This is a genomic window from Fructobacillus durionis (assembly GCF_900112405.1).
Classification (GTDB): Bacteria; Bacillota; Bacilli; order Lactobacillales; family Lactobacillaceae; genus Fructobacillus; species Fructobacillus durionis.
This window is the reverse complement of record NZ_FOLI01000001.1, coordinates 338762-365053: the sequence shown is the minus strand read 5'-3', so window position 1 is coordinate 365053 and position 26292 is coordinate 338762. Positions and strand designations below refer to the sequence as shown.

Here is a 26292-nt window from a genome sequence, read left to right as displayed (position 1 = left end):
TAAACTCCCTCTTTATGTCTTAAAACTAGTGTATCAAAATTCTGTGACTATTAGATTACTTTCTAAAAAATGTATCGAAAAAACCGCTCGGAAATCACTCTCCAAGCGGTTTATAAAATTTATTTAGCCATCCGATACTGACGGTAACGTTCCTGCCAACCAGTAAACTGGCAGAGGCCCGTTTTCTCAGGCGCATCCGAAGCAACATCCTGGCTGGAATCAAAGAGTTGGCTCTGAAAGGCCTGTTCGTATTCAGCCATGGACAAACGCTTCCGGTCATCCAGCATCTCTTGCACCTTGTTTGCGGCAATCACTTCTTGATAGCCGTCCACCAAAGTCAATGAGAACAATTCTGCCTCGGCCCCTGAGCCAAAGGAGAACATGCCAATTCGGTCCCCCGCCTTTAGCTGCTTACTCTGATCAAGGAGCGAGATAAAGGACAGATACAACGACCCCGTATACAAATTCCCAACATGCCGGTTATAAAACTGCGCGTCACAAAGTCGCTCCCGCAGCAACTCGGCCTGGTCGTTGTCGACCTCTGGCAAAATCTGCTCCAAAGCTTTCTTACCCATCTTCGTATAAGGCATGTGGAAGCCCCAGCCGGCCAAATCACCGAGCTCAACGCCCTTTTCTGCCTTGTAGCGGCCCCACAAGTCCAGGAACATTTCCTTGTAAACGTCCGTTGACTGATGACCGTCTACCAAGGCGATGTCAGAGTCAATGGGCCGCCAGAAATCTGGTTCATCCCGAACCATGTAGACAGTGTCGTCATTGATAACAGCGACCTTCGGCTCCGCCGAGATAAGCATTGCTACAGCCCCCGCCCCCTGAGTCACTTCGCCTGGTGTTTTCAAACCGTAACGAGCGATGTCAGAAGCGATCACCAGGACTTTCTTCTTCGGATGAAGGGTCACAAAATCCTTGGCCTGCATCAAAGCAAAGGTTCCCGCATAGCAGGCCTGCTTCATCTCGATGGCCCGGATGCCCTCTTTCAAGCCCAGGAAGTTCTTGGCAAAAATCGACCCCGACTTCGAATTATCGACCCCAGACTCCGTTGCAAAAAGCAGCATGTCAATGGCTTCCACATCGACTTTATCAATGAAAGTGCGAGCCGCATTAACCCCCATCGTGACCACGTCTTCGTAGTTTGGCACGATGGACTGGGTGCTCTGACCGATTCCAATCGTGTACTTGTCTGGTTCTTCGCCACGAGCATTGGCCAGATCAATCATATCCAGTGACAAGCCCGGCGTGTAAAAAGCCATCTGTTCAATTCCAACTGCCATCAATGAACTCCTTCTTTATACAAAAAAGCGCCCGAAAGCGCTCTTGCGATAATCAATTATTAATCGTAAAGTGCCTTCACCTTCGCCTGAATGGAATCAGTCGAGATGAATTCATCATAAGTCGTATCCAAACGATCCACAACACCCTTCGCTGAAACTTCAACGATGTGGTTGGCCGTTGTTTCCAAGAACTCGTGATCGTGTGAGGTCATAATCACAGAACCCTTAAAGGCTGTAACAGCTTCGTTCAAGGATTGAATGGATTCCAAATCCAAGTGGTTGGTTGGATCGTCCAAAAGCAAGACGTTGGCCTTCAAGAGCATCATCTTTGCCAAAACAATACGCACCTTTTCACCACCGGACAAAACCTTGATTTCCTTCAAGGCATCGTCACCCTTAAAGAGCATTTGACCAAGCATACCACGCAATGACGTGTTATCCTTTTGCTCTTCTTCGGCGAAGTCACGCAACCAGTCCAAAATCACCTTGTCTTGGTCGTCAAAGTTGTCGTTCAAATCCTTAGCCAAGTATGACTGAGAAGTTGTCACACCCCAGGTAACCGAACCAGTGTCAGGTTCCATTGTGCCGGCCAAGATTTGCATCAAAGTCGTTGTCGCCAAATCAGAGCGGGACAGGATGGCAATCTTGTCACCAGGACGGCCAGTAAAGGTAATGTTGTCCAAAACCTTTTCGCCGTCGATGGACTTGGAGATTCCTTCAACCTTCACCAAATCGTTTCCCATTTCACGGTTGATTGGGAAAGAAATGTAAGGGTACTTGCGTGATGAAGGCTTGATATCATCCAAAGTAATCTTGTCCAACTGCTTCTTACGGGCAGTGGCCTGCTTTGACTTGGAAGCGTTGGCAGAGAAGCGGGCAACGAATTCTTGCAACTGCTTAATCTGCTCTTCCTTCTTGGCGTTTTGCTGAGAAGCCAAACGCTGCGCCAATTCGGCTGATTCACGCCAGAAGTCGTAGTTACCAACGAATGGTGTAATCTTACCGTAGTCAACATCCAAGATGTTCGTTGAAACCACGTTCAAGAAGTGACGATCGTGGGAAACAACAATGACAAGGTTTTCGAAATCAGCCAAGAAGTTTTCCAACCATGAAATCGTTTGAACGTCCAACCCGTTGGTTGGCTCATCCAAAACCAAGATATCAGGGTTACCAAACAAGGCTTGGGCCAAGAGGACCTTCACCTTGTCGTTTTCAGTCAATTCACCCATCAAGGTGTAGTGCATGGATTCGTCGATACCCAACTTCGTTAGCAACTGTGCCGCTTCCGCTTCCGCGTTCCAACCATCAAGTTCTTCGAATTCAGCTGACAAATCACCAACGCGAACGCCGTCTTCATCTGAGAAGTCAGGCTTGGCGTAGATGGCATCCATCTCCGTCTTCACTTCGTACAAACGCTTGTGACCCTGGATAACAGTATCCATCACCGTTGAATCGTCGTAGGCAAAGTGGTCCTGCTCCAATGAGGACATACGTGCCCCGGCAGTAATATTGATTGAACCTTCAGTTGGTTCCAACTTGCCCTGCAAGAGCTTTAGGAAAGTGGACTTTCCGGCTCCGTTGGCCCCGATAATACCATATGTATGTCCCGGTACCAGTTTTAAGTTAACATCCTGGTAGAGTTTCTTACCAGAGAATGAAAAAGTCATATCTGAAACAGTAATCACGGTGTTTCCCTCCGTTTTCATAAAATGCGAGATTTACCTTATAACAGTCTAACAGAAAAGCGCCCCTATTTGGGCGCTTTTCGTTAAATCATTTGATTAGACGTCTTGATAACCACCATCAACGGGCAGTTCGTTTTCGTCAAGATCATCATCGTTATTGGCAAAGAAAGTAAAACAAGTCAAAATCAAGTATAGAAAGGCTAAGTAGTAGCCGTAGGATTCGTTCACAATGCTAAAAAGGTAGTTGGACAAGAGCCCAAACACCAGAAATTGGGCAAAAATCCAATAGAAGCGGAAGCCCTTCCGACGGATGGCGTAACCAAAAGCCAAGGCAAAACCACCATTGACGATGAAGTACATAAAGACAACTTTGAAAATCGTTGACCAACTACGCACTGAGCCAATGTAAGGCAGGACGATAGCCACGATAAACAAGGCGATTAGCCAGTTCACCAGGCTCCTATTAAATGTATTCTTTACTGAATCCACAATGGTATTCTCCGTCTTTTTCTCAATTTGATACATACACTATTATAAATTTTTTCGCGGACAGCGACAAGCACAGAATTTAGAATCTGTTGGAGTTCTTACATGCCCTCTTGTAGTTCCCAGATGGTTGATAAAGCACTTAAGGTGTAGAGTGGTGCCGTTTCGGCACGTAGAATACGGGGACCTAAGCCAGCTGGCGCAAAGCCCGCGGCAGCTAAGCCCTTAATCTCTTCCACTGACAAGCCCCCCTCCGGTCCAAAGAGCACCGTGAAGCGTTCACCAGACTTAGCTTCTTCTGCGACTTTTAGCAAAGTCGCCTTCTCGCCTTCCTTGGCTGACTCTTCCCAGGCAACCAGGCCGTGGTCCTTGTTCTCGTTAATCGCGTCTTGGTAGGCCATGAAGTCAATTTCTGGCACCTTTAAACGGTGGGACTGTTCCGCAGCATTCAAAGCAATCTTTTCTAAACGAGCTAACTTCTTTTCCTGCTGCTTACCCCAGTCGACAACCGTCCGTTCCATCTTGGTCAAGATGATTCGATCAACACCGAGTTCGGTCGCCTTTTGAACAAACCAGTCCGTTCGGTCGTTTTTCACGGGTGAAACAATGAGCGTGACCTTAACCGGTAGCTCCACCTTCTGCTTTAACTCTTCTAAGACTTTGACCGTTGCCGAATCGGAACCGGCTTCCACTAGTTCCCCAACGACAAGTTTCTGATCAACATCCACAAATTCCGCCTTTGTTCCCACCTTAGCACGGCGAACGCGCAGCATGTGGTGAAAGACATCCTGGTCCTTGGTCAATTCAATTACTGCGCCAATTTTTTCATTCAAAAAATAACGGTGCATGGCAATCTCCTATTCTGCTTCTTCGGGCAAACGGCAAATGTAGGCGTGCCAAGTGCCTGACTGCATCTTCTGTTCCACGACAAAGTCATGGGCAATCAAGGCCTTTTCAATCTTCTCAGCCACATCATCGTAAATACCAGACACTAAGAAGTGACCACCTGGTTTGACGACTGGTCGAACCTGTGAAATCAGGGGCTCAATGACATCCGCCAAGATGTTGGCCAAAACCAAATCAACACCGCCGGCCACAAAATTCTCCGGCACGTCCTTCATCAAATCCGAGGCAATGACGGTCACATCCTTGGCAACCGGATTCAAGGCCAGGTTCTCTTCGGCCGTCTTCACGGCCTCTTCATCGATATCCGTGGCCAATACGTCGCCAACGCCTAAATGCTTGGCACCAACGGCCAAGACACCAGAACCAGTTCCAACGTCGATGGTCTTTTCCCCACCACGAACAACGGTTTCCAAAGCTTGCAACATCAAAGACGTCGTTGGATGGGTTCCAGTCCCAAAGGCCTGGTCTGGATCCATAACAATCAACTTTTCACCTTCCTGCTGCTTTTGGTAGTCTTCCCAGGCAGGCACGACCGTAAAGCGGTTGGTAATACGGGCAGCGTGGTAGTAGTTCTTCCACTCGTTTTCAAAGGTATCGGATGCCAGTTCCTCGTTCACGATGGGTTCCACCTGTAAGGCCAAGCCCTGGTCCTTCAACAGGTTCAAACCCACTTCATAGGACTGCAAGCGGTCACGCCAGCCATCCTTGGCCTGGTCTTCATAAATGGTCAGGGTTCCTTCTCCCTGCTCCACCCCGTCGGCGCCCAGTTCAATTAAAACGGAGACAACGAAGTCCTGCAGGTCAGCAGGAACCGTCCATGTTACCTTTTGATAAGTTGTCATCTAATTATCCTTTACAAAGAAAAAGCGGGAACCAACCGGTTCCCGGCTTTTACTATTTTAATAATGTGTTGGTGCATCTTCATCGTTTAGTTCGGACTTACCAGTCTTTTCAGCCTGGCCGTCCTTTTCCTGAATGTTATCAGGTCCATCGGAGAAGGTCGATTCCTTATCAGAACCGTCCTCCAGTGGCATGCCACCTTCAGAGGCCTTAATGTTTGGTGCGAAGTCGACAACGACTTTACCGATGGCACGGTGTCCCGCGACATCCTGGAAGGCCGAACGAATACTATAAGCAGTTAAGCCGTGGTATACCTTCGTGACCGTTGAGTGAAGAATACCTTCATCAAAGAGGGTCGCCATATCTTCTAGGATTTGTCCCTGCTCGGACAAGTAAACGTTAAAGTTACCACGAGCTAACATGAAAATCCATGAGAAGGAAGCGGACTTGGACTTCAATTCGCCTAAGTCCACTGGCATCGTCGTGTCGACGATTGAGGCAATCTCACCGTAAGGGCGAATCGTCTTCACCATCAAGTCCCAGTAGCCGGTTGTGTCCTGCAAGTTGGCAATGTAGTCAACTTCGGGATAACCCAAATCGGCAATCTGACGAACCAAGCCACGGTGGTAATCCACCACGTGATCAGCACCCATCTTCTTGACCCATTCCTGTGAATCGGCACGGCCAGCGGTCGCAATCACCGTCAAGCCAAGGTACTTGGCCAATTGAATCAAAATTGAACCAACGCCACCAGCACCGTTAATGATAAGAACACTCTTACCCTTGCCGGCATCCTTTGCGATTGGCAAGTGGAAACCATGGACCAAAATATCGTAGGCCGTAATGGTCGTTAATGGCATGGCCGCAGCGGATACGTCATCCAAATTTTCTGGCGCCTTAGCAGCCATCTCGGCAGGAATGACCTGGTAAGCGGCATCAGCACCGTCGTGGTGCTGCTTTCCAGCGTAGTAAACACGGTCACCAACGGCAAAACGGGACACGTCCTTACCAACGGCGGCAACTCGTCCGACAACATCCAAACCAAAGATACGGAAGACACCCTTATCCTGGTAACCGGAACGCATCTTAACGTCAACCGGGTTAACGGATGAAGCCAAAACCTGCACAAGAATTTCGTTTTCGCGCGGTTGTGGCTGATTGACGGAACGCTCAATGAAAGCGTCATCGGCCGTCAATGGGCCATTATGTGTCACTCCGACCGCGTCCATCTTTGGCCGGAAGTGATCTGCAATCGAACCAATCACTGTTTTAAAAGCCATAATTACACTCCTTAGGGGGATGCATTTCACCCCTGTTTGGTTTCATTCTAACCCAGAAGATTGGCTTTTTCAATGATTCTAAACAAATTCGTATTCTCTAAAAATACAAAAGGCCCTAAACCAGTCTACAATTGAGAAAAATTAGTTTCCCTTTGCGTACTGTTCGTCGTCTTCGGTCTTTAGAACGGCCATGAAGGCTTCCTGTGGAACTGAAACCGTTCCGACATCCTTCATGCGGGCCTTACCACGCTTCTGTTTATTCAGCAGCTTGGCACGACGGTCCGGATCACCCGTGTGAATCTTGGCCGTCACATCCTTACGGTAGGCCTTAATGTTGGTACGGGCCAGGATTTTGTTCCCGATGGCGGCCTGAACTGGAATTTCAAAGTTCTGTCGAGGAATGATTTCCTTCAACTTGGCTGTAATGATACGGCCACGTTCCACCGCAAAGTCACGGTGGACGATGAATGACAAGGCATCGACTTTATCGCCATTCAAGAGAATGTCAATCTTAACCAAGTCGGATGGACGGTATTCGTCCAGCTCGTAATCCAATGAAGCATAACCACGAGTTGAAGACTTCAACTTATCAAAGAAGTTAAAGATGATTTCAGACAGTGGCATGTAGTACTTCACATTGACACGACTCTCATCCAGGTACTCCATCGTGTCGAATTCCCCACGCTTGCGCTGAGCCAATTCCATGACGGCCCCAACGTAATCGTTTGGCACCATGATTTGCGCGTGCACATATGGTTCTTCAATGGTCTTGATGTCCTGTGAGGCTGGTAGTTCGGATGGGTTTTCAATCATCAAAACTTCGCCGTCGGTTGTCGTCACCTTGTAGGTAACGGATGGCGCCGTTGTGACCAAATCAAGGTCGAACTCACGTTCCAAACGTTCCTGGATAACATCCATGTGCAAGAGGCCCAAGAATCCAACACGGAATCCAAAGCCCAAGGCCTGGGATGTTTCAGGTTCAAAAGTCAAAGCAGCATCGTTTAGTTGTAACTTCTCCAAGGCGTCGCGAAGATCACCGTACTTGGCGTTGTCAGAAGGATAAAGTCCTGAGTACACCATTGGCGTCATCTTCTTATAACCAGGCAATGGTTCGTCAGCCGGGTTGTTGACCAGCGTGATGGTATCACCAGACTGAGTTGTTGAGATGTCCTTGATTGAAGCCGTCAAATAGCCGACATCCCCTGCCATCAAATAGTCACGCTTCTGGGCGTTGGGTGACATCACACCAACTTCGTTGACTTCGTATTCAGCCCCGGTGTTCATGATTCGAATCTTGTCACCAGGCTTGACAACTCCCTGACGGACACGAATGTTGACCACAACACCACGGTAGGCATCGTACTGGGAGTCAAAAATCAAGGCCTGCAAAGGCGCTTCCAAGTCACCGTCTGGCGCTGGGAAGTCCGAAACGATTCGCTCCAGCAATTCAGGGATACCAATCCCCTTCTTGGCTGAAACCAAAACGGCATCGTCGGCATCCAAGCCAATCACGTCTTCGATTTCCTGCTTCACCTTGTCAGGATCTGCCGATGGCAAATCGATCTTGTTAATGACTGGCAAGATTTCCAAATCATTATCCAAGGCCAAGAAGACGTTAGCCAAAGTCTGGGCTTCGACACCCTGTGCCGCATCGACAACCAAGATAGCCCCTTCGGCGGCCGCCAAAGAACGTGATACTTCATAAGAGAAGTCGACGTGCCCTGGTGTGTCAATCAGGTGGAAGATGTAAGTTTGCCCGTCGTTGGCTTCGTAGTGAACTTCAACGGCGTTCAACTTAATCGTGATGCCTCGTTCACGCTCCAAATCCATGGAGTCCAACAACTGGTTCTGCATATCACGTTCAGCAACCGTCTTCGTTTGCTCCAAAATACGGTCCGCAATCGTGGACTTCCCGTGGTCAATGTGGGCCACGATTGAAAAGTTACGAATCCGCTTCTGTCGTTCCTTCAATTGGTCAATTGTAAAATCAGCCATGTTTACCTGCTTTTTAAAAGTTTTTCTTATTACTTAGTTTACACGAAAAAGGCCGCCAAACCAATAGCGGCATTGCTTTACAACAGGCATATGAACCATTGTGGTATTTGCTTGTGATGTCTGGTGGGCCTGATTAAACTGGAGGCGTAAAGAAAGATCAATCTGGTTGCAACAGATTGCCCACCAAGCAGACTCACAAAAGTGATAAGCAGTCCTAAAAAAATTATAAAATAATCATCTCAGGCCGTTCAAAGAAGAGATAGTTATTTTCTTTTGCTTAAATTAATAGCGCAACAACGCAAGATAAAATCATTACGATAAGAATCGCAGAGCTAATCACTAGCTGTAGTGCTTTACCGGAGTCAAAGCCCTCCCCCTTTCCAGAGTAGTGAGTACATTCATATCACCACTTCCTTTATAAAAAGAGGGCAACTTTCTTTACACCCCTTCTGCAATAGTAGAAGAAAGCACCTACAAAAATTTGTAGGTGCTTTTCCTTTGAGTCTCCTCACAAATTATATATATTGCATAACAATATTTCTTAGATAGCTCAATGTCTCTTGGCCAACATCAAAACCCATATACTGGGCATTTCTTGACACCATGTCGTAGCCCAAAATCTGACTAAGAATAATATTAGATGGCTTTTTTAGCATAATGGGTAATAAATATCGATTTTTCTTATTAGTTGATGTACATGCAAAGACAAGTGCCATATTGTGTTCGTTATATCTCTCATTCGATACAACAACGACCGGACGCCGAATATTATTTTCTGATACTAAGTGTCCACCTTGTTCTCGACCAGAGTGTGGCTCCACGTCAATCCAATACACACTGCCAGGCTTAATACTCAACGTTTTCTCGACCATAATTCGCACCATCATCAAGTGAACCAATTTCTTGGTTAAATGCGGCAATATCCTTCGGATCATCATTCCATATGTCCGGGAAAGGACTATCCTCTGGAATAAACTTGATGGTTCCATCCGGTAAAATTGTTGGCTGATAATCTTTATTTGCCTCTACTTTAAATTCGGCTGGAATTGTAATCACTATTTCGTTGCCTTGCCTATATGTATGAACAGTCATTTTCATTTCTCCTTTCAAATACAAAACACAATTACTTTATTGCGTACGAGGGTCACTCATCACTTCCACCCTCACTCTCATTTCCAATCAAATCAAACAGTTCAATCATCTGTTTCTCCGCCGTAAAACCGTATTTCACCATCGCCATAAAGGCAGACAATAGTGTGGCAAAGAAGGTACCCACCAACGATATCTTTAACGTATCCGAGTAAAAGCTCGCTCCACTCGACAGCATGTTAATCGGATCTAAGATGACATAAAAAACAAGTGTCGTGACTAAGGTTAAGAACCAGATATAAAAAGTCGAAAAACGTTTTCGAATGGCCGCCTTACTCTTAATATCTTCGCTAATCGCCAGGATGATTTGTTCCCGAAAAGAGATACTCTGCTGGTTACGCAGTGTATGAAAACTCACCTTATTGGAATCATCATCTTGAGGACTACTAGTCTCAGATTTATCAAATCCGCGCAAATCATTAACCAAAGCTTCCAGGTGTTTCCTAAAAACTGGGTCAGTGAAATCCATCACTCAATCACCTCGATTTCTTACAAAACCTAACTGCCGACGCGCAGTCAGTTCAGTTACATAGTATCTTTCCACCAGCTGGTCAATCGTTGTCTCCACGTTAAAGCCATTATCAACCAATAGCTGTTTCACCTCTTCATAGGGCATCAGAAAGTTCCTGGCAAAGTCGTCCATTAGCACTTCACGTTTCGAATCCCTACCGTTTTGATGGCTCTTCACCCGACGGTAATGAGTCACATTCAGTACGCCATCAAGATTGTTAAAGTCGTCTGGGTTCTTATAAGGTTCTGGCAGCCAACCATAATCGATGAATAAGTGGCCAATCTCATGGGCCAATGAAAAGATTTGTTTCTTCTCCGAATCCCGGTTATTTACCGCAATAACCGGATGATGATAATGACTATCCCACTTCAGTAAAGCTGACATCTTCTTATCAAAGAAGCCTAACAGCTCGACGCCCATCCCCTCCAACTTATCAAACAGCGCGCGATTGTCTTCCAAGCAAAAGACATCCTTTCGAACAATTTTTGCTAAACTCACCACGGCAATCGTTTTCGTGTTATCCATATTGACCTCCTTCATGTAGTAATACGAAGACAAGAAATAAATCTTTGCTTTTATTTCTTAATCTAGCACGGTCATGAAGCAGCGGTTATGAAGGATAGGAATAAAAAAAGCCGACACAAAGTGTCGACCTTTAAACCAATATCTTACAAACCGTTTTGATTCATCAATTTTTCAATTAACAAATCTTTTTTAGCACCTTCAACAATTCGATAGTTTCCCTGCCACAACGTTTTATTCTTTCCAGCCATTTGAGGGTTTGTATCTGTTTCAAAAGTATTCTGAACTAAGTTCACACCTACTTTATTCCAGACCTTTTCGGGTGAAAATTCGAATTCGATAGTTCCATCGTTATTTTCTTTCAAAAGCGCACGGAATGCACCGAAGATTGGGAAAATAAATCCATTTGAAATTTGATACTCAATATCCATCTTTGAAAAAGCTGTGTGATAATTTCCTGCTCCTTCAACACCGCGAACTTTTCCAAAAGCAGATGAACTCTGTCCATTTGCTTTCTTAAATTCAGCATAGTACTTCTTCATATCACGTTGAATGAATTCAAAGATTCGAACCAATTCAGGTAACAATGGAATTAATTTTGCATAGACATTATCGTCACCCTTATCAATTTCCTTTTTGTAGTCACGGAAAACAGCTGCTTTTGATGAATAGGCAGAAACAGGAGCTGTTGTTTCACTTGCAAATTTCTCGATATTCATCGCGTACATCAATCGCAATAGATCTGCGACAGGAATACTCTTATTATCATTATCCTTATAAGCCACATCATCAGCATAGCTTTCTTTTTTCAGGACATCCTTAACGTCATTAAATTTATCATCTAATTCAAATAACGCGATATCACTAACCTGAACACTCGTATTACGAGCATCAGCTAGCCCAGTTGCATCAAGGTTTTCGCCAACCAAAATTTCCAACTTTACATATTTGTGCATATCCTCAGGCATATCCCCTCGGTTTTGCGTAATAGCCGTGTAAGTATGACCACCATCCAAAATACCGAATCGAGTACGATCATCACCCAAATCCAAAGTAACTTGACCGTTGTTAAAAATCAGATTATTAGCAATAATTACAATTCCACGGTTCTTAATATCAAAATCTTCTTCTGTCCCCGTAACTGCATGAATCAATTTTTTAGCAACAGCCGTGTTCATCTTTGGCTTACGTGGGTTTACTTCTAGTGAAATGTCATTTGGCAAATCATTAAAATCAACCAACATGGTGTATGTTGTAACACCTTCAGTTGAAGGCGACTTTGTCGTTCGTATACTTTTTACTGGAAATTTTTCAATCATCGTTTTCTCCTCTTTCATTCAATATGTATAATATAATGTATTACAGATAATAATAAAAGGAACCATGGTTACTATTGTGGTAAAAAGAAAAGAACAGTTAGAAAACAAAGAAATAGGTAATATAATCAGGCAACACCGAAAAGTATTGGGATATTCTCGTGAAGTTTTTATTTCCGAGCCAATTGAAGACGGTCTTTTACCTGAAGACTGGATAAGTGAAAAATCATTATCTAATATTGAACTAGGCTACAACTTGCCATCAATTTTTACTCTTAAGAAAATATCCATTGCCTTACAGATTGATTTTCCAGATCTAATCACTGAAATCGATCAATATCTATAGCCCTCTGGCCGGCCTCCCACCTTTCCATCCTTGCACCGCCAATTCTCGCCGCTCCCCGCCCTCTCCCAGCGCACAACACATCCCATCAACACACAAAAAAGCCGACCCTTCCAGGTCGACTTTTTAATATACATAATTATGAAGTATGCCTACTTACTTGATAACGATATCTTCTGTGTTACCAAGGCCGTCAATGAGCGTCTTGATGGCATTCAATTGAGCGTAACGGTTCTTCTTGATGGCTTCGTCGTCATCGTTAACCATCGTGTTGTCGAAGTATGCCGCGATTGGCGCCTGCAAGGCAACCAAGGCTTGGTAAAGTGCTTCGGCACCCTTCGCCTCGAGATCAGCCAATGAAAGATCCTTGGTTGCTTCGTAAAGGGCCTTCTCTTGGTCGTTAACGAGAAGCGCTGGGTCAACTGGCGCATCAACCGTCATCTTCTTGGCAAGGCGTGAAACACGGGCCAAGGCTTCCATGACGTCACGGAAGTTATCGTCCTTGGCGTGGTTAGCCAAAACCTTCGTACGGTCAGCAACATACACGAAGTCACCAGTAACAACGTTGGCAGTACCAGCCGTCACGATATCCTTACGGATACCAGCGTCGAGAGCCTGCTTGCGGACACGGTCGGTCATGAAGGCCAAGACGTCGTCCAAGTTGGCATCGGCCACTTCCCCGTTCTTCTGTTCGAAGGCAAGGAGGATGTCCAAGAGGTTAAAGTGCCAGTCGAAGGCTTCCAATGTGCGGACAACACCGGTTGCGGCACGACGGAGACCGTAAGGGTCGTTAGCACCAGATGGCATCATGTCGTGGGCAAAGAAGGTAACGATAGAATCCAACTTGTCGGCGATGGCCAAAACGGCACCAACCTTAGTTTGGGCAACTTCGCCTTCGGCAGAGGTTGGCAAGTAATGTTCGTAGATGGCCTTGGCAACGGCATCCTTTTCACCAAAGAGCTTGGCGTAGTGCTCACCCATGACACCTTGGAGTTCGTCGAATTCACCGACCATACCAGTCATCAAATCAAACTTGTAGATTTGAGCGGCACGGTTGAGATCGTCTTGTTCTTCATCAGAGAGTCCCAAAGCTTGGGCCAATTGGGCAGACAAACCTTGCACACGCTGCATGTGCTCGTAAACCGTTCCAATCTTTTCGTGGAAGACAAGCTTCTTAACACGTTCCATGTAGTCAGCGATGGACTTTTGCTGGTCTTCCTTGTAGAAGAAGGCCGCGTCTTCCAAGCGGGCGACAAGGACTTTTTCGTTACCACGGGCAACGTTTTCGATGTCTTCAGCGTTTCCGTTACGAACAGAAAGGAAGTGTGGCAAGAGGTCGCCGGCTTCGTTCGTTACGAAGAAGAAACGTTGGTGGTCACGCATGGAAGTGATCAAGACTTCCTTAGGCAATTCCAGGTACTTCTCGTCGAACTGACCGCTGAAGGCCGTTGGCCATTCGACGATGTTGTTCACTTCTTCCAAGAGGTCCTTAGCCATGTCTGACTGCAAGTCCAGGTTCCACTTGTTGTCCTTGGCGATTTGCTCGAGTTGGGCAACAATCGTGTCCTTACGAGTCTTAGCATCAACCATAACGAAGGCGTCGTTCAATGTCTTTTCGTAGGCCTGTGCTGATGCAATGATTACGTTATCAGTAGACAAGAAACGGTGGCCACGAGTGGTCTGACCGGCTTGCACGTCCAATACTGAGAATGGCACCACTTCTTCGTCCAACAATGAAACCAACCAGCGGATTGGACGGATGTAGTGGAAGGAGTGGTTGCCCCACTTCATGTAAGTTGTAAAAGTCATTTGCTCCACAACTTCATCACCAATCTTAGCCAAGATGTCCTTGGCAGGCACACCGGCGATTTCCTTGTTGGCCCAGAGGTAACCGTCCTTTTCAGTCAATTCTTCAGGAGTAGTTCCCTGTCCGCGGGCGAACCCTTGGGCGGCACGGGACCAGTTTCCTTCGTCATCCTTGGCACGGTCCACGGCTGGTCCACGCTTCACTTCGGAGATGGCTTCAGATCCTTCGGCCAAGCCTGACAATTCAACGGCCAAACGACGGGGTGTTGAGAAAGGCTTGATTTCTTGTACAGCCAAGCGATGTGCGTCTAAGAAGTCCTTGACGCGCTTTACCAGTTGCTTTTCAGAAGAAGTTACCAAATGCGCTGGCATTTCTTCCAATCCAATTTCTAAAATATAATCGGCCATTAGTCTTGGTCCTCCTTCTTAGCGTACTTTCCCTTTTCACCCAGGTACTTTTCGCGTAGTGCTTCGTCCTTCAACAATGGGAAGCCTAACTTAGCACGTTCCTCGATGAAGACTTTGGAAACCTGACGGGCCATTGAACGGATACGGTGCAAGTAACCGGCACGTTCCGTAACTGAAACCGTTCCACGGGCATCCAATAGGTTAAAGGTGTGTGATGACTTCAAGATGTAGTCATAGGCTGGGTGAACCAATCCCAATTCCAAGTTGTGCTTGGCTTCGGCTTCGTAGTCGTCGAAGTGGCGAAGAAGCATTTCCTGGTTTGATTCTTCAAAGGCGTACTTTGAGTGCTCGTATTCAGGTTCCTTGAAGATGTCACCGTAGAGAACACCGTGACCCCATTCCAAATCATAAACTGTTGGCACGTCTTGGATGTAAGAAGCCAAACGTTCCAAACCATAAGTGATTTCAGAAGTAACGGAATCAACTTCGATTCCACCAACCTGTTGGAAGTAAGTGAACTGAGTTACTTCCATTCCATCGAGCCAAACTTCCCAACCGATACCGGCAGCACCCATTGATGGGTTTTCCCAGTTATCTTCCACGAAACGGATATCGTGTTCGAGTGGGTTGATACCCAAGGCTTCCAATGAGGCCAGGTACAATTCCTGAATGTTGTCAGGAGAAGGCTTCATCACCACCTGGAACTGGTGGTGCTGGAAGAGTCGGTTAGGGTTATCACCGTAACGTCCATCGGCAGGACGACGTGATGGTTGCACGTAGGCCGCAGCCCATGGTTCAGGGCCGTTGGCACGCAAGAAGGTGTATGGACTTTGTGTTCCGGCACCGACTTCGTTGTCATAAGCCTGCATGAGGTTAGCCCCCTTAGCAGCCCAGAACTCTTGCAAAGTCAGGATGATATCCTGTAGTGAAAGTTTCTTATCTGTCATAATTTCCTCGATTAAATTAATCTTCTTTTTTCAATTCGTCGAACTTGGCCTTCATGGTTGGATTACCACGGGTCAACTTTTTAACGGAAACGTCGTCTAACTTGTTGTTGGCCAGGCGCAACTGGTTTTCGGAAGTGGTCAACTTGCGCTTGACCTCTTCCATCCGCTTAATGGCCTTATCAATCTCATCAATGGCCGCCTGGAAGTTCTTCGAGTAAGACTCGTAGTTCTTCGCAAACTTGTCCTTGAAAGTGTTGATATTATCCTCAAAGTTGGTAATATCGATGTTTTGCTCTTTGGCTTCCGCCAACTGCTTTTTGTACTGAACAGAATCCAGTGCCGCATTCCGCAGCAGGCCAATGAAGTGGACAAAGAACTGGGGGCGAATCACATACATCTTAGGATAGTCAGGAACCTGTACGATCCCAGTGTTGTAGTACTCGTTATCAGATTCCAGGAGAGAAACCAGCACGGCATATTCCGTTCCCTTTTCCCGGCGATCCTTATCCAATTCCATGAAGAAATCCGCGTTCTTATGCTTCTTCTCGGTCGAATCAGCCTCGTTCTTCATGTCAAACATGATGGAGATGAACTCGATGCCATCATCGTAGTCACGGAAGATGAAGTCCCCCTTCGACCCGGTTTCCTTGGAAACCTCGTTATCCTTTTCAAAATAAGCGTTTGGAAAGGCGTAGGGCCGAATCTTATTGAACTCCTGGTGAGCGTATACTTCCAAGGACTCCCCAATTTCCTTGGTCGACTGACGGGCCTTGAAGTCCTTGTAGAACTCAACCTGGTCCTGAGCGGCCTTTAACTGGGCTTCATAGTCAGCCTTGGTCTGAACAAGGGCCAGTTCCTTATCCCGCTCCTGGTTCTGCACCTTGTTCTCAAGCTCCATCAGTTGCTTTTCCAGCTTCAGCTTTTCCTGTCCAGCCGATTCCTTCTGCTTGGAAAGCTCGTCTTGAAGTTGCTTCTGGACATCCTGCAAGGCTTGTTGCAGTTGGTCTTTTTCAGCCGCCTGAGCTTTGCCTAACTCTTCCCGCTGCTTCGCTAATGCCAGCTCCTTGGCCGAGCTTTCACCAGCTTGTTGACTCTTCAGGGAAGCCTTCAAATCCGCTAGTTCGGCTTGCAGCTTTTCCTGCTTTTCACGAGCAGCCTCCGCCACTTCCTGCTTAGCCTTTTCGAGCGTCAGATTCGCAGCCTGCTGCTCTTCCGCCAGCTTAGATTTCAGAATGGCAGACTGACTCTTTTCCCAGTCCGACTTTTCTCTTTGGATACGCTGCTCAATCCCTTCTTGAACGGCTTTCGCAAGCGTTTCGGTATCGACCTCTTGCTTATCCTTCAGGTCGATGATGTCGCCAACCTGACCGGCTTCCTGCAGTTCTAAAACAGTTTCGGATTGCACACTGTACTTTAGTTTTGCCATCGCCCCTCCTTTTTTAGACAAAAAAACGCGCCAACGTTCTAATGCCAAAATTTCTTTGACATCAGGACGCTCGCGCGCGGTTCCACCTGATTTCCAGAGCAGAAAATGCTCTGACACTTTCGTTGAGTTCTCATGCTAGCCGGGTTCCACGCCGGGTCATTACAAGAGAATTGCTTACACATATTATGCTATTTTAATTTGAAAAAGGCAAGAAAAAAAGAACCTTTGCGAAGCAAAGATTCTACTTTTTTAATTATGACGGTAAACATAGAAGTATGGGTGGCCATCAACAGCAGCATAATAGTTGTAATCATGCTCTGAAATAGCGGAATTGTAACCACCGTTTGTCCAGTAATCAACTGAAATTTCACGGGCACCGTTTCCGTTGGCATCATCATCCTTGTTGATGATCATGATGTGGCCATTAGCACCACCAGATTCACCACGACGGCCCCAAATCACGATGTCGCCAACTTGCTTTTGAGTCTTCGTATTTTCGGCAACCAAGTGGTAACCGTTATTACGAAGGTAATCATGAATGGAATCCGTGTTGTAGATGAAGGCTGGCTTTGAAGCACCGGCTTCCATCAAGGCTTCAGTCATAGCACCGGAACAATCGGCAGTTCCATCAGCACCAGTACGTGAGCCGTACATTGAATAGGTGATTTTACCATAGTTACGGTAGAACCAGTTCACAACATCACTAGCTGCGAAACGACGGTAGTAAGTACCATCATCACCAAAGAAGTACCATTGACCATCAATGTACTGTGATCCTTGAACGGCACGTCCATTATCATCAGTATAGTATGTCATGCCCCAAGCTTGACGCCAGCCAGCGTTCTGACGAACACCATCGACGAACCAGTAATAAGTTCCCATATAGTAACGGAATCCAGTATAAAGGTTTCCGTTATCGTACCAGCGGTAACCACCGTTCTTAGGTGAACCATCCCAGAAATAACCGTTCAATGGACGGTTGTAGAAAGAACCATCATCTCCAAAGTCATAGAGCTTACCATCAATGATGTGACGACCTTGAACAGCACGTCCGTTATCATCAGTATAGTAATTCAAACCCCATGCTTGACGCCAACCGGCGTTCTGACGAACACCATCAACGAACCAGTAAAAAGTACCCGCGTAGTAACGGAAACCAGTGTAAAGCTTTCCGTTTTCATACCAGCGGTAGCCTCCGTTTTGGCTCGAACCATCGTGAAGGTAACCGGATGAACGAAGATAGTATGAACCATCGTTTCCGAAGTCAAAGTCCTGTCCACCAATGTTTTGGTGTCCTTGAACGGCACGACCATCGTTATCAGTGTAATAGTTCATACCCCAAGCTTGACGCCAGCCAGCATTTTGACGAACACCGTCAACAAACCAGTAGTAAGTGCCCATATACTTACGGAAACCAGTAAACAAGTGACCGTCTTCAAACCAGTTGTAGCCACCATTTGCTCCTGAAACATCAGGAGAATAAATATAGCCAGACACGTGTTGATTGGCATACTTTGCTAGCGCGTTATCACGTGCAGAAGCCACCTGCTGCGTGTTAGCCGTGGTTGTTTCAGACTGTACCTGTTGCGTTTGTTGTGCTTGCTGCGCTGATTGATCAGATGTAACCGCTGAGGCATTCGCATCTTGAGTATCAGCAGATGCCTGGTTGTGGTTTGCAAAAGCAAAACCAGTGGCTGCAAAGGCCAGGGTCAGCCAAGCCTTTCCGTTTTTATATAGATGATTTGTCATATTGGTACCTTGTCTCATTTTAATAAATTGCTACTTTTATAAATACATTCTCTTAAAATAATAGCATGGATTGCCCTACCTGGCTAATTTTAATTGAAAATTAAAATCACTCTTAGTAGTATTTTAAGGAAATTTATTAAAATTAAAAAGTCCATTCTAAGAAAAAAAGAGCAAGCACTAAGGCTTGCTCTATCATTTCATTCTCAACTTGGAATTAAATTGTCATCAATTCTTTCTCTTTTTCAGCTGCGATTTCATCAATTGCCTTGATGTTGTCGTCAGTCAACTTTTGGACCTTGTCTTCAGAATCTCGAACGTCATCTTCCGTCAATTCCTTATCCTTCTTGATGGCATCCATTGCTTCACGTCGAACGTTACGAACCGCAACCTTTGACTTCTCAGCTTCAGCCTTCACTTCCTTAACCAGTTCCTTACGACGTTCTTCCGTCATTTGAGGAATGGCCAAGCGAACGATTTGACCGTCTGATGCTGGGTTCAAGCCCAAGTCAGACATGTTAATCGCCGTAACGATGGCTTCCAAAGCACCCTTATCAAAAGGTGTGATCAAAAGCATACGGGCTTCAGGTACAGAAATTGAAGCAACTTGGTTCAATGGCACCATTGCGCCATAGTATTCAACTTGCACACGGTCCAAAATACGTGGGTTAGCACGTCCAGTACGGATTTCAGCTAATTCACGGCGAAGAGCGTCTTGGGCACCCTTCATCTTGTCAGTTGCTTGATTAAAATCAATCGCCATTATTCTTCTCCTGTCACAGTTGTTCCGATATTTTCACCGGCAATAACCTTTTCAATGTTTCCTGGTTGGTTCAAGTTAAAGACAACCAAAGGCATGTTGTTATCCATTGACAATGATGAAGCCGTTGAGTCCATCACCTTCAAGCCCTTCTGCAAAATATCCAAATGAGTCAAGTGGTTAAACTTCTTTGCTGCAGGGTTTGTCCGTGGATCAGAATCGTAGACACCATCAACACCGTTCTTCGCCATCAAGATGGCATCGGCGTTAATTTCATTGGCACGCAAAGCCGCCGTTGTATCCGTTGAGAAGTAAGGTGAACCAGTTCCAGCAGCAAAGATCACAACACGTCCCTTTTCCAAGTGACGGATGGCACGGCCACGGATGTATGGTTCAGCAATTTGCTGCATGGTAATGGCTGTTTGAACACGTGTTGGTACACCAGCACGTTCCAAAGCATCCTGTAAAACAAGGGCGTTCATCGTTGTACCAAGCATTCCAGTGTAATCGGCACGTGAACGTTCCATGCCAACCTTAGCGGCTGGTTCGCCTCGCCAGAGGTTTCCACCACCAACAACGATGGCGATTTGGGTTCCCATATCGTGAACGGTCTTAATCTCAGCGGCAATTGATGAAACAGTTTCGAGGTCAATTCCTTGTCCTTTAGGACCAGCTAAGGCCTCGCCAGACAACTTCATCAACACGCGCTTGTATTTCTTTTCAGTCATGGTGTCTCCTTTTTCTTACCTTCAATTATAACAAAGGATGGGCGTTACGTCCGTAAAAAAAGTGTCCAAATGAATGGGCACTCTTTTTTAAATCAAATATTAGCCAAGTTGCTTTGCAACTTCATCGGCCAAGTTTGTTTGTTGCTTTTCGATTCCTTCACCAACTTGGTAACGAACGAATGACTTAACAGTCAAACCGTTTTCCTTGGCAAAGTCAGCAACCTTTTGGTCACCGTTCTTAACGAATGGTTGGTCCAACAATGAAATTTCAGCCAAGAACTTCTTGATACGTCCTTCAACCATCTTTTCCTTGATATTGTCAGGCTTACCGTTCAAGTCTTCAGAAGCCAATTGAACTTCCTTTTCCTTAGCAACAACTTCTGCAGGAACGTCAGCATCTGACACGTATTGTGGTGCAATGGCAGCGATGTGCATTGCGATGTCACGGGCTGCTTCTGCGTTTGAACCTTCGAACAAGGCCAAAGCAGAGATTGAGCCACCCATGTGTGAGTAAGCACCGAATACTTCGTTGTCGTTCTTTTCCATTGTTGCAAAACGACGCAAAGTAATCTTTTCACCAGTGATTTGTGAAACGTTGATGATCATGTCGTTAACAGTACGACCATCTTCACCTTCCAAAGCCAAAGCAGCTTCAACATCAGCTGGTTGCTTTTCCAAGATAACCTTTGTCACAGCAGCCAACAAGTCGTTAAATTCCTTGTTACCAGCAACGAAGTCAGTTTCAGAGTTCAATTCGATGATAGCAGCCTTGTTACCATCTTCCATGACATAAGTCATACCTTCGGCAGCGACACGGTCACCCTTCTTAGCGGCCTTTGCCATTCCCTTTTCACGCAACAAGTCGATTGCCTTTTCGATGTCACCTTCGGCTTCAACCAAAGCCTTCTTGGCATCCATCATACCAACAGACGTCTTATCACGTAGTTCCTTTACCATCTTTGCTGTAACAGCCATGAATGTGCTCCTTTTTAATTCAAATAAAAATGCCGTGCCAGCGTCCCAAGCAGGTCCACCGGAACGGCAAATCAGATATTATCGCTTAGTTGTTCTTTTCAACAATTTCAGTGATTTCTTCGATTGATTCAGTGTTTTCGTCACCATCGATGAAAGCATCTTCAGCTGCTTGGTCTTGGCCTTGACGACCTTCGATAACAGCATCAGCCATCTTTGAAGTGATCAAACGGATGGCACGGATAGCATCATCGTTAGCAGGAATCTTAACGTCAACAACATCTGGGTTGGCGTTTGTGTCAATCATAGCAACAACAGGAATGTTGAGCATGTTGGCTTCCTTAACGGCGATTTCTTCCTTCTTAGGGTCAACAACGAACAATACGTCAGGCAAGTCCTGCATATCTTCGATTCCACCCAAGAACTTTTCCAACTTGGCGTGTTGCTTCTTCAACAAAACAACTTCCTTCTTAGGAAGACGGTCAAATGTTCCGTCTTCTGACATACGTTGGATGTCCTTCATGCGTTGAACACGAGTCTTGATAGTGTTCCAGTTAGTCAAAGTTCCACCCAACCAACGGTGGTTGATGTAGAATTGACCAGCGCGTGTAGCTTCTTCAGCAATTGCGTCTGAAGCTTGCTTCTTTGTACCAACAAACAAGAAGTTGGCGCCATCAGCTGATGCGTTACGCATGAAGTTGTAGGCTTCGTCAACCATCTTCACCGTCTTTTGCAAGTCGATGATGTGGATTCCGTTACGTTCCGTAAAGATGAATGGTGCCATCTTTGGGTTCCAACGACGTGTTTGGTGTCCAAAGTGAACTCCTGCTTCGAGGAGTTCTTTCATTGTAATAACTGCCATTATAGGCCTCCTAGGTTATCCTCCGACCGATTCTTGGTTCGCATGAACATTTCTGCACCTCTGCGTTCTCTTCGGTCGTGTGTATTTTGTTGTTCACACAACGCTTAGTATTTTACAGGATTCAAACCCCATCTTCAAGCCTTTTTATTAAAAAAAACTACCTAGTTTTCCACTAGGCAGTCCCTTCTTAATCTTTTTTCTTCAATTCATCCCCCAACATCTTTGCCAAAGTCGCGTTCTGGCCAGTTTTGTCAAGTTCTGCACCGTTTGTGATAATCAAATTCGTATCGGAATGTGCCAGTGTCTCAAAGGCGTTGATGGATTGGTTGTTGAAGTAGTTTTGGTCAGCATTTTTCAAGGCAGATTGAACCTTATCAATTCGGTAGGCTTCGGCATCAGCCCGGGTCTTTGTTGCCTGGGCGTTGGCTGTCGCCGTTGCCACCAAGGCATCGTTGTTGGCCTTGGCACGCAATTCGATTGACTTCGCCTCTCCTTCAGCCTGGGAGATGGCCGCGACACGTTCACGGTCGGCCTTCAACTGCGTATCCATTGAGGCTTGGATTGAAGCAGATGGCTTCAATTCATCAATGTTGATTCGGTCAACGTTAATACCATAGGTATTCGTCAAATCCCCGATAGCGTCCGCCAAGTCCTTGTTAATCTTAGAGGTCGAACCCAGGGCCTCGTTCAACTCCATCCGCCCGATAATATCACGCAGGTGTCCTCGAACAAGCTGCTGCATGGATTCAATCGAGTTCGTGTTTTCATAAGAATACTTCACTGGGTCCGTGATGTGAAAGTTCAACGTTACCGTTGCGCCAATGTCGGCGTTATCCTTGGTAATCACTGAATAACCTGCTAGTTTCAATGGCTGCAAGGCCAGTGAAACAACGCGAATCTTTTGAATAATTGGTAAGCGGAAGTTCAAGCCCGTTGAACGGGTTGTCGAATACTTACCCAGTGTTTCTAATAGTCCCACCGTATTTTGCGGCACAATCTTAAAACAAGTTAACGCCAATACTAAGACGATAACAAGAATTACAATGATCATCATGGTCATCCTTTCGTGTCTGCTTCTCTTATGATTAGCTGATTGCCATCGGCAGCCTCTACCAAGTAATTCTGATTTGGCTGAAGGACAAGGCCTTCAGCCAAACGATAATGGTAGAAATTACCAATAACTTCCACTAATTCCTCTTTCTTATCAAAAGCAGAGTAAGGGACTGTTTGACCAATAATGTTCTTTAACTCAAAATTTACAACCATTCTTACTTACTCCTCCTGATAATGTCTTATTCTATCAAGAAAAGGTCCTGTAAAAAAGGTAGCAATCCGCCTATTTTGTCCAAATACTTGCCGGTACCCCGTGCTCAATCAAGAAGGCTTCCTTATTTGCCCTCGTCAACTTTTTAAAGGAGGCTTCGGCATGCATGGCATCGTGTTTAGTCTCAAAAGTCGCATAGTAGAGCAACTTCAAGGGGTGCCGTGACTTTACTCGGGTAAACTTCGCCCCCTTACCGGACTCATGGACGTGAAAGCGGCGAATCGCATCGTCCGAATAGCCACCGTAAAAGTACCCGTCCGCCGTGTAGAGCACGTAAAAGTCATAGGTCTTCCCATTCTTATCCATCATCTCGACCGAATTACTCCCTACTCCAAAGTCCAGCCCGCGCCATACAAGATTTCTTGTACCTGCTCTGTATAATTGTTGTCTGCCGTATAGGCGACAATTGGCGGCATAACCCGAACACCACCAGCGCGGCCCTGCTTGATTGCTTCAACTAAGACCATGTTAGCTTCCCGGTCGGCCTTTCCATAAACAAACTGCAAGTGCTTGACCTGCAGGCCACGGGCAGTCAGCGCAGCAAAGATGTCCCCCAGCCGTTCCGGCCGGTGAACCATGAAAAACTTTCCCTTATTCTTCAAGAGCTTATTAGCCGTTTGCGCCAACTTAGGCAAATCGATGGCCACTTCATGGCGGGCAATCTGATAATGTTCATCCACGTTCTGCTTAGTCGTTTCTTTCACAGGAAAGTAAGGAGGGTTACAGAGAACAGTATCCACTGAGCCCGGTTTAATCTGGTCAAAGACTTCTTGCATGTCCGAATGAATCACTTCCATCCGGTCTGCCATCTCGTTTAGGTCAATGGACCGCTTGGCCATGGCCGCCAGGTCCTCTTGAATTTCCACCAGCTTAACCTGCCCGGCGACTTTTTTAGCGTAGAAGAGGCCGACGGCACCAGTCCCGGCACCGAGATCAACCGTCAATCCCCGCCCCTTCTTATTTGGGTTTGCAAAGTAAGCCAGTAAAACAGCATCCAGTGAATAGGAAAACATGTCTGGGTTTTGAATAATGGAAACACCCTGTGATGGTAGGCCATCGAGGCGTTCACCAGTCTTTAAATTTGGCTCTTTCATTGGCCTTTGTCCCCTTTTATAGTAAAATTAATTAGTTAAATGTTATTGAAAGGAATCGCTTATGTTCTATCGTTTTATCCGGGTCTTCGTTGTGACCCTGGTTTCCATTATAAACGGACGTACTTATTATTTGAACAAAAATCGTCTACCAAAGGAAGACAACTACATCCTTGTTGCCCCTCACCGTACCTGGTGGGATCCCGTTTGGTACGCCATGGCAGCTTATCCTAAGCGCTTTATCTTCATGGCCAAGAAGGAATTGTTTAAAAACTACTTCCTACGTAAGCTCATCGTTTCGCTGGGTGCCTTCCCAGTTGACCGTAAGAACGTTGGAGCGGATGTCATCCGCAAGCCGGTCAGTGAACTGAAGTCCGGTGACCGCTCCCTCATCATGTTTCCTTCCGGCTCCCGCCACTCACAGAAGTTGAAATCCGGCTCAATTTTGATTGCTAAGCTTTCTAAGAAGCCAATCGTGCCAGCCGTTTATCAGGGACCAGTTAAGTTCTCCCACCTCTTCTTGCGTAAGCGAGTAACCATGAACTTCGGTGAACCAATCTACGTTGACCCCAAGGTCAAGTTGACTGACGAAGTGATTGCTGAATATAACCAAAAAATTGAAGATTCCTTCAACGCACTAGACGACGAAATCGACCCAAACTGGGTGTACGTCGATCCAAAGGCTAACAAAAAATAAGATACAAAAAGAGCTGAATCATTCGATTCAGCTCTTTTAAATTGAAGTTGTTTACTTCTTTGATGCCTTTTGGCTTTGTGCCTTCATTTGGCTCATCATTTGATTCAACTTCTTCTGTGATGGCTTTTGACCCATCGACATCATCATTGACTTCATCATCTCTTCTGAGATTGGTGGGTTCTTGGCCAAGTATGACTTCATTGTGAAGCGTGCCAAGAAGAATCCACCAACCAGCCCAACAACTAGGGCCAAAAGTCCAACTAGTACAAGCATAGCGGTCTCCTTTACCTCTAAAAATCTAATGATAAGTATACCACATGCCCTTCTTTAAGGTTGAAAGATTTTAATCTTTCTAACATTTTTCTTAAGCCAAAGCCGTCTTCTTTAGAAATTCTTACGAACACGTGTTTGCTTTTTCGCCTTTTTTTCGCTAGAATAATAGCAGTATAAATGAAATAGGGAAGAACATTATGGCATCTGATTCAAAACAAATCCAGGTACTCCGCTTCATTCACGAGTACCAAGCAAAAAACGGTTTTCCACCAACGATTCGTGAAATCGGTGAATCCGTCGGCCTTTCTTCTTCTTCAACCATTCACGGGCATATCTCCCGTTTGATCAAGAATGGTTACCTACTTAAGAAGGGTGAGAAAACAAAGGCCCGTGCAATTGAAGTAACCGCTAAAGGCTTCGAACTGCTCGGCATCTCATCAAATGCCGGTAAGATTCCTGTTCTTGGACTCGTTACCGCCGGTCAACCAATTTTGGCCGTCGAACAAGAGGCAACCGAATTCTTCCCTATTCCTGAAGATTTGATTCCTTACGATGGCGACCTCTTCATGCTAAACGTCCGCGGTGAATCAATGATTAACATTGGTATCCTCGATGGCGACAAAGTAATTGTCCGCCGTCAGCAAACCGCCGACAACGGTGACATCGTCGTTGCCATGAATGAAGATAACGAAGCAACGGTTAAGCGTTTCTTCCGTGAGTCTGGTCACTACCGTCTTCAACCAGAAAACGATACCATGGCCCCTATCATTTTAGACCAGGTATCCATCCTTGGTAAGGTTGTTTCCCTATACCGTGATGCCATTTACTAAAACAATAAAAAGCTCAGCTATAAGCTGAGCTTTTTTATTATTATAAATTTTAAAATGTGAAAAATAATTAAATCGTACACAATCAAAATTTCATAACTAT

Annotated in this window: 28 protein-coding genes; 3 read left to right on the top strand and 25 right to left on the bottom strand. The window is 45.8% G+C overall.

Going from position 1 to position 26292, the window contains the following annotated elements; translation table 11 throughout:
* Positions 1-119: 119 nt before the first annotated feature.
* From BMZ93_RS01660 to BMZ93_RS01610, 12 genes are all read right to left on the bottom strand, one after another.
* Complete coding sequence (locus BMZ93_RS01660; protein ID WP_091501525.1) at positions 120-1289, bottom strand: hydroxymethylglutaryl-CoA synthase; 1170 nt, start codon at positions 1287-1289, stop codon at positions 120-122.
* A 59-nt stretch (positions 1290-1348) separates the two neighbouring features.
* Entirely contained in the window at positions 1349-2974 is a 1626-nt protein-coding gene (locus tag BMZ93_RS01655; protein WP_091501930.1) for an ABC-F family ATP-binding cassette domain-containing protein, read from the bottom strand.
* A 96-nt stretch (positions 2975-3070) separates the two neighbouring features.
* Positions 3071-3463 (bottom strand): hypothetical protein, encoded by a 393-nt coding sequence (locus BMZ93_RS01650; protein WP_143404265.1) that lies wholly within the window; start codon positions 3461-3463, stop codon positions 3071-3073.
* A 98-nt stretch (positions 3464-3561) separates the two neighbouring features.
* On the bottom strand, positions 3562-4308 hold the full coding sequence (locus tag BMZ93_RS01645) for an RsmE family RNA methyltransferase (RefSeq protein ID WP_091501522.1): 747 nt from the start codon (positions 4306-4308) through the stop codon (positions 3562-3564).
* A gap of 9 nt (positions 4309-4317) precedes the next feature.
* Positions 4318-5208: a 50S ribosomal protein L11 methyltransferase gene (gene prmA / locus BMZ93_RS01640; protein ID WP_091501520.1), complete on the bottom strand. Its 891-nt coding sequence runs from the start codon at positions 5206-5208 to the stop codon at positions 4318-4320.
* Positions 5209-5265: 57 nt separating this feature from the next.
* Entirely contained in the window at positions 5266-6486 is a 1221-nt protein-coding gene (locus tag BMZ93_RS01635) for a zinc-binding alcohol dehydrogenase family protein (RefSeq protein ID WP_091501518.1), read from the bottom strand.
* 141 nt (positions 6487-6627) lie between these two features.
* On the bottom strand, positions 6628-8481 hold the full coding sequence (lepA, locus tag BMZ93_RS01630) for a translation elongation factor 4 (protein ID WP_091501517.1): 1854 nt from the start codon (positions 8479-8481) through the stop codon (positions 6628-6630).
* A 515-nt stretch (positions 8482-8996) separates the two neighbouring features.
* Positions 8997-9353 carry a type II toxin-antitoxin system PemK/MazF family toxin gene (locus BMZ93_RS01625; protein WP_159427776.1) on the bottom strand — a complete coding sequence of 119 codons (357 nt, stop codon included), beginning with the start codon at positions 9351-9353 and terminating at the stop codon, positions 8997-8999.
* Entirely contained in the window at positions 9328-9573 is a 246-nt protein-coding gene (locus BMZ93_RS06570) for a hypothetical protein (RefSeq protein WP_159427775.1), read from the bottom strand. Before BMZ93_RS06570 ends, BMZ93_RS01625 begins: the two co-directional genes overlap by 26 nt.
* Positions 9574-9625: 52 nt before the next feature.
* Complete coding sequence (locus tag BMZ93_RS01620; RefSeq protein ID WP_091501514.1) at positions 9626-10099, bottom strand: hypothetical protein; 474 nt, start codon at positions 10097-10099, stop codon at positions 9626-9628.
* Positions 10100-10102: 3 nt separating this feature from the next.
* Entirely contained in the window at positions 10103-10666 is a 564-nt protein-coding gene (locus tag BMZ93_RS01615; protein WP_159427774.1) for an ImmA/IrrE family metallo-endopeptidase, read from the bottom strand.
* Between the two features lie 143 nt (positions 10667-10809).
* Positions 10810-11982: an AIPR family protein gene (locus BMZ93_RS01610; protein WP_091501510.1), complete on the bottom strand. Its 1173-nt coding sequence runs from the start codon at positions 11980-11982 to the stop codon at positions 10810-10812.
* 64 nt (positions 11983-12046) lie between these two features.
* On the opposite strand from BMZ93_RS01610, the gene BMZ93_RS01605 reads away from it, so the two are divergent.
* Positions 12047-12325, top strand: coding sequence for a helix-turn-helix domain-containing protein (locus BMZ93_RS01605; RefSeq protein WP_091501508.1), 279 nt, complete (start codon positions 12047-12049; stop codon positions 12323-12325).
* 153 nt (positions 12326-12478) lie between these two features.
* Here the strand turns inward: BMZ93_RS01605 and glyS are convergent, their stop codons facing one another.
* The 12 genes from glyS to BMZ93_RS01545 form a co-directional block, all read right to left on the bottom strand.
* Entirely contained in the window at positions 12479-14536 is a 2058-nt protein-coding gene (gene glyS, locus BMZ93_RS01600) for a glycine--tRNA ligase subunit beta (RefSeq protein ID WP_091501505.1), read from the bottom strand.
* Positions 14536-15483: a glycine--tRNA ligase subunit alpha gene (gene glyQ, locus BMZ93_RS01595; RefSeq protein ID WP_091501504.1), complete on the bottom strand. Its 948-nt coding sequence runs from the start codon at positions 15481-15483 to the stop codon at positions 14536-14538. The genes glyS and glyQ overlap by 1 nt, the downstream gene beginning before the upstream one ends.
* A 16-nt stretch (positions 15484-15499) precedes the next feature.
* Positions 15500-16909 (bottom strand): DUF2130 domain-containing protein, encoded by a 1410-nt coding sequence (locus BMZ93_RS01590; RefSeq protein ID WP_091501502.1) that lies wholly within the window; start codon positions 16907-16909, stop codon positions 15500-15502.
* 249 nt (positions 16910-17158) lie between these two features.
* Positions 17159-18658 carry a peptidoglycan amidohydrolase family protein gene (locus tag BMZ93_RS06530; RefSeq protein ID WP_143404264.1) on the bottom strand — a complete coding sequence of 500 codons (1500 nt, stop codon included), beginning with the start codon at positions 18656-18658 and terminating at the stop codon, positions 17159-17161.
* Positions 18659-18872: 214 nt separating this feature from the next.
* On the bottom strand, positions 18873-19418 hold the full coding sequence (gene frr / locus BMZ93_RS01580) for a ribosome recycling factor (protein WP_091501500.1): 546 nt from the start codon (positions 19416-19418) through the stop codon (positions 18873-18875).
* On the bottom strand, positions 19418-20143 hold the full coding sequence (gene pyrH / locus BMZ93_RS01575) for a UMP kinase (RefSeq protein WP_091501499.1): 726 nt from the start codon (positions 20141-20143) through the stop codon (positions 19418-19420). The genes frr and pyrH overlap by 1 nt, the downstream gene beginning before the upstream one ends.
* A 99-nt stretch (positions 20144-20242) precedes the next feature.
* Entirely contained in the window at positions 20243-21118 is an 876-nt protein-coding gene (gene tsf / locus BMZ93_RS01570; protein ID WP_091501497.1) for a translation elongation factor Ts, read from the bottom strand.
* Positions 21119-21203: 85 nt separating this feature from the next.
* Entirely contained in the window at positions 21204-21977 is a 774-nt protein-coding gene (gene rpsB, locus BMZ93_RS01565; protein WP_091501495.1) for a 30S ribosomal protein S2, read from the bottom strand.
* A gap of 187 nt (positions 21978-22164) precedes the next feature.
* Positions 22165-23028 carry an SPFH domain-containing protein gene (locus BMZ93_RS01560; RefSeq protein ID WP_091501926.1) on the bottom strand — a complete coding sequence of 288 codons (864 nt, stop codon included), beginning with the start codon at positions 23026-23028 and terminating at the stop codon, positions 22165-22167.
* Positions 23029-23033: 5 nt separating this feature from the next.
* Positions 23034-23243: a hypothetical protein gene (locus tag BMZ93_RS01555; protein ID WP_091501493.1), complete on the bottom strand. Its 210-nt coding sequence runs from the start codon at positions 23241-23243 to the stop codon at positions 23034-23036.
* A 70-nt stretch (positions 23244-23313) separates the two neighbouring features.
* A complete protein-coding gene (locus tag BMZ93_RS01550; RefSeq protein WP_091501491.1) occupies positions 23314-23610 on the bottom strand; it encodes a GIY-YIG nuclease family protein in 297 nt (98 codons plus the stop codon).
* A 17-nt stretch (positions 23611-23627) separates the two neighbouring features.
* Positions 23628-24395 carry a tRNA1(Val) (adenine(37)-N6)-methyltransferase gene (locus tag BMZ93_RS01545; RefSeq protein ID WP_091501489.1) on the bottom strand — a complete coding sequence of 256 codons (768 nt, stop codon included), beginning with the start codon at positions 24393-24395 and terminating at the stop codon, positions 23628-23630.
* A gap of 61 nt (positions 24396-24456) precedes the next feature.
* Between BMZ93_RS01545 and BMZ93_RS01540 the strand changes: the two genes are divergently transcribed.
* Complete coding sequence (locus tag BMZ93_RS01540; protein ID WP_091501487.1) at positions 24457-25089, top strand: lysophospholipid acyltransferase family protein; 633 nt, start codon at positions 24457-24459, stop codon at positions 25087-25089.
* Between the two features lie 51 nt (positions 25090-25140).
* On the opposite strand, the gene BMZ93_RS01535 is transcribed toward BMZ93_RS01540, so the two are convergent.
* Positions 25141-25362 (bottom strand): YneF family protein, encoded by a 222-nt coding sequence (locus BMZ93_RS01535; RefSeq protein WP_091501485.1) that lies wholly within the window; start codon positions 25360-25362, stop codon positions 25141-25143.
* A 197-nt stretch (positions 25363-25559) separates the two neighbouring features.
* Between BMZ93_RS01535 and lexA the strand changes: the two genes are divergently transcribed.
* Positions 25560-26192, top strand: coding sequence for a transcriptional repressor LexA (gene lexA / locus BMZ93_RS01530; RefSeq protein WP_091501483.1), 633 nt, complete (start codon positions 25560-25562; stop codon positions 26190-26192).
* Positions 26193-26292 lie beyond the last annotated feature (100 nt).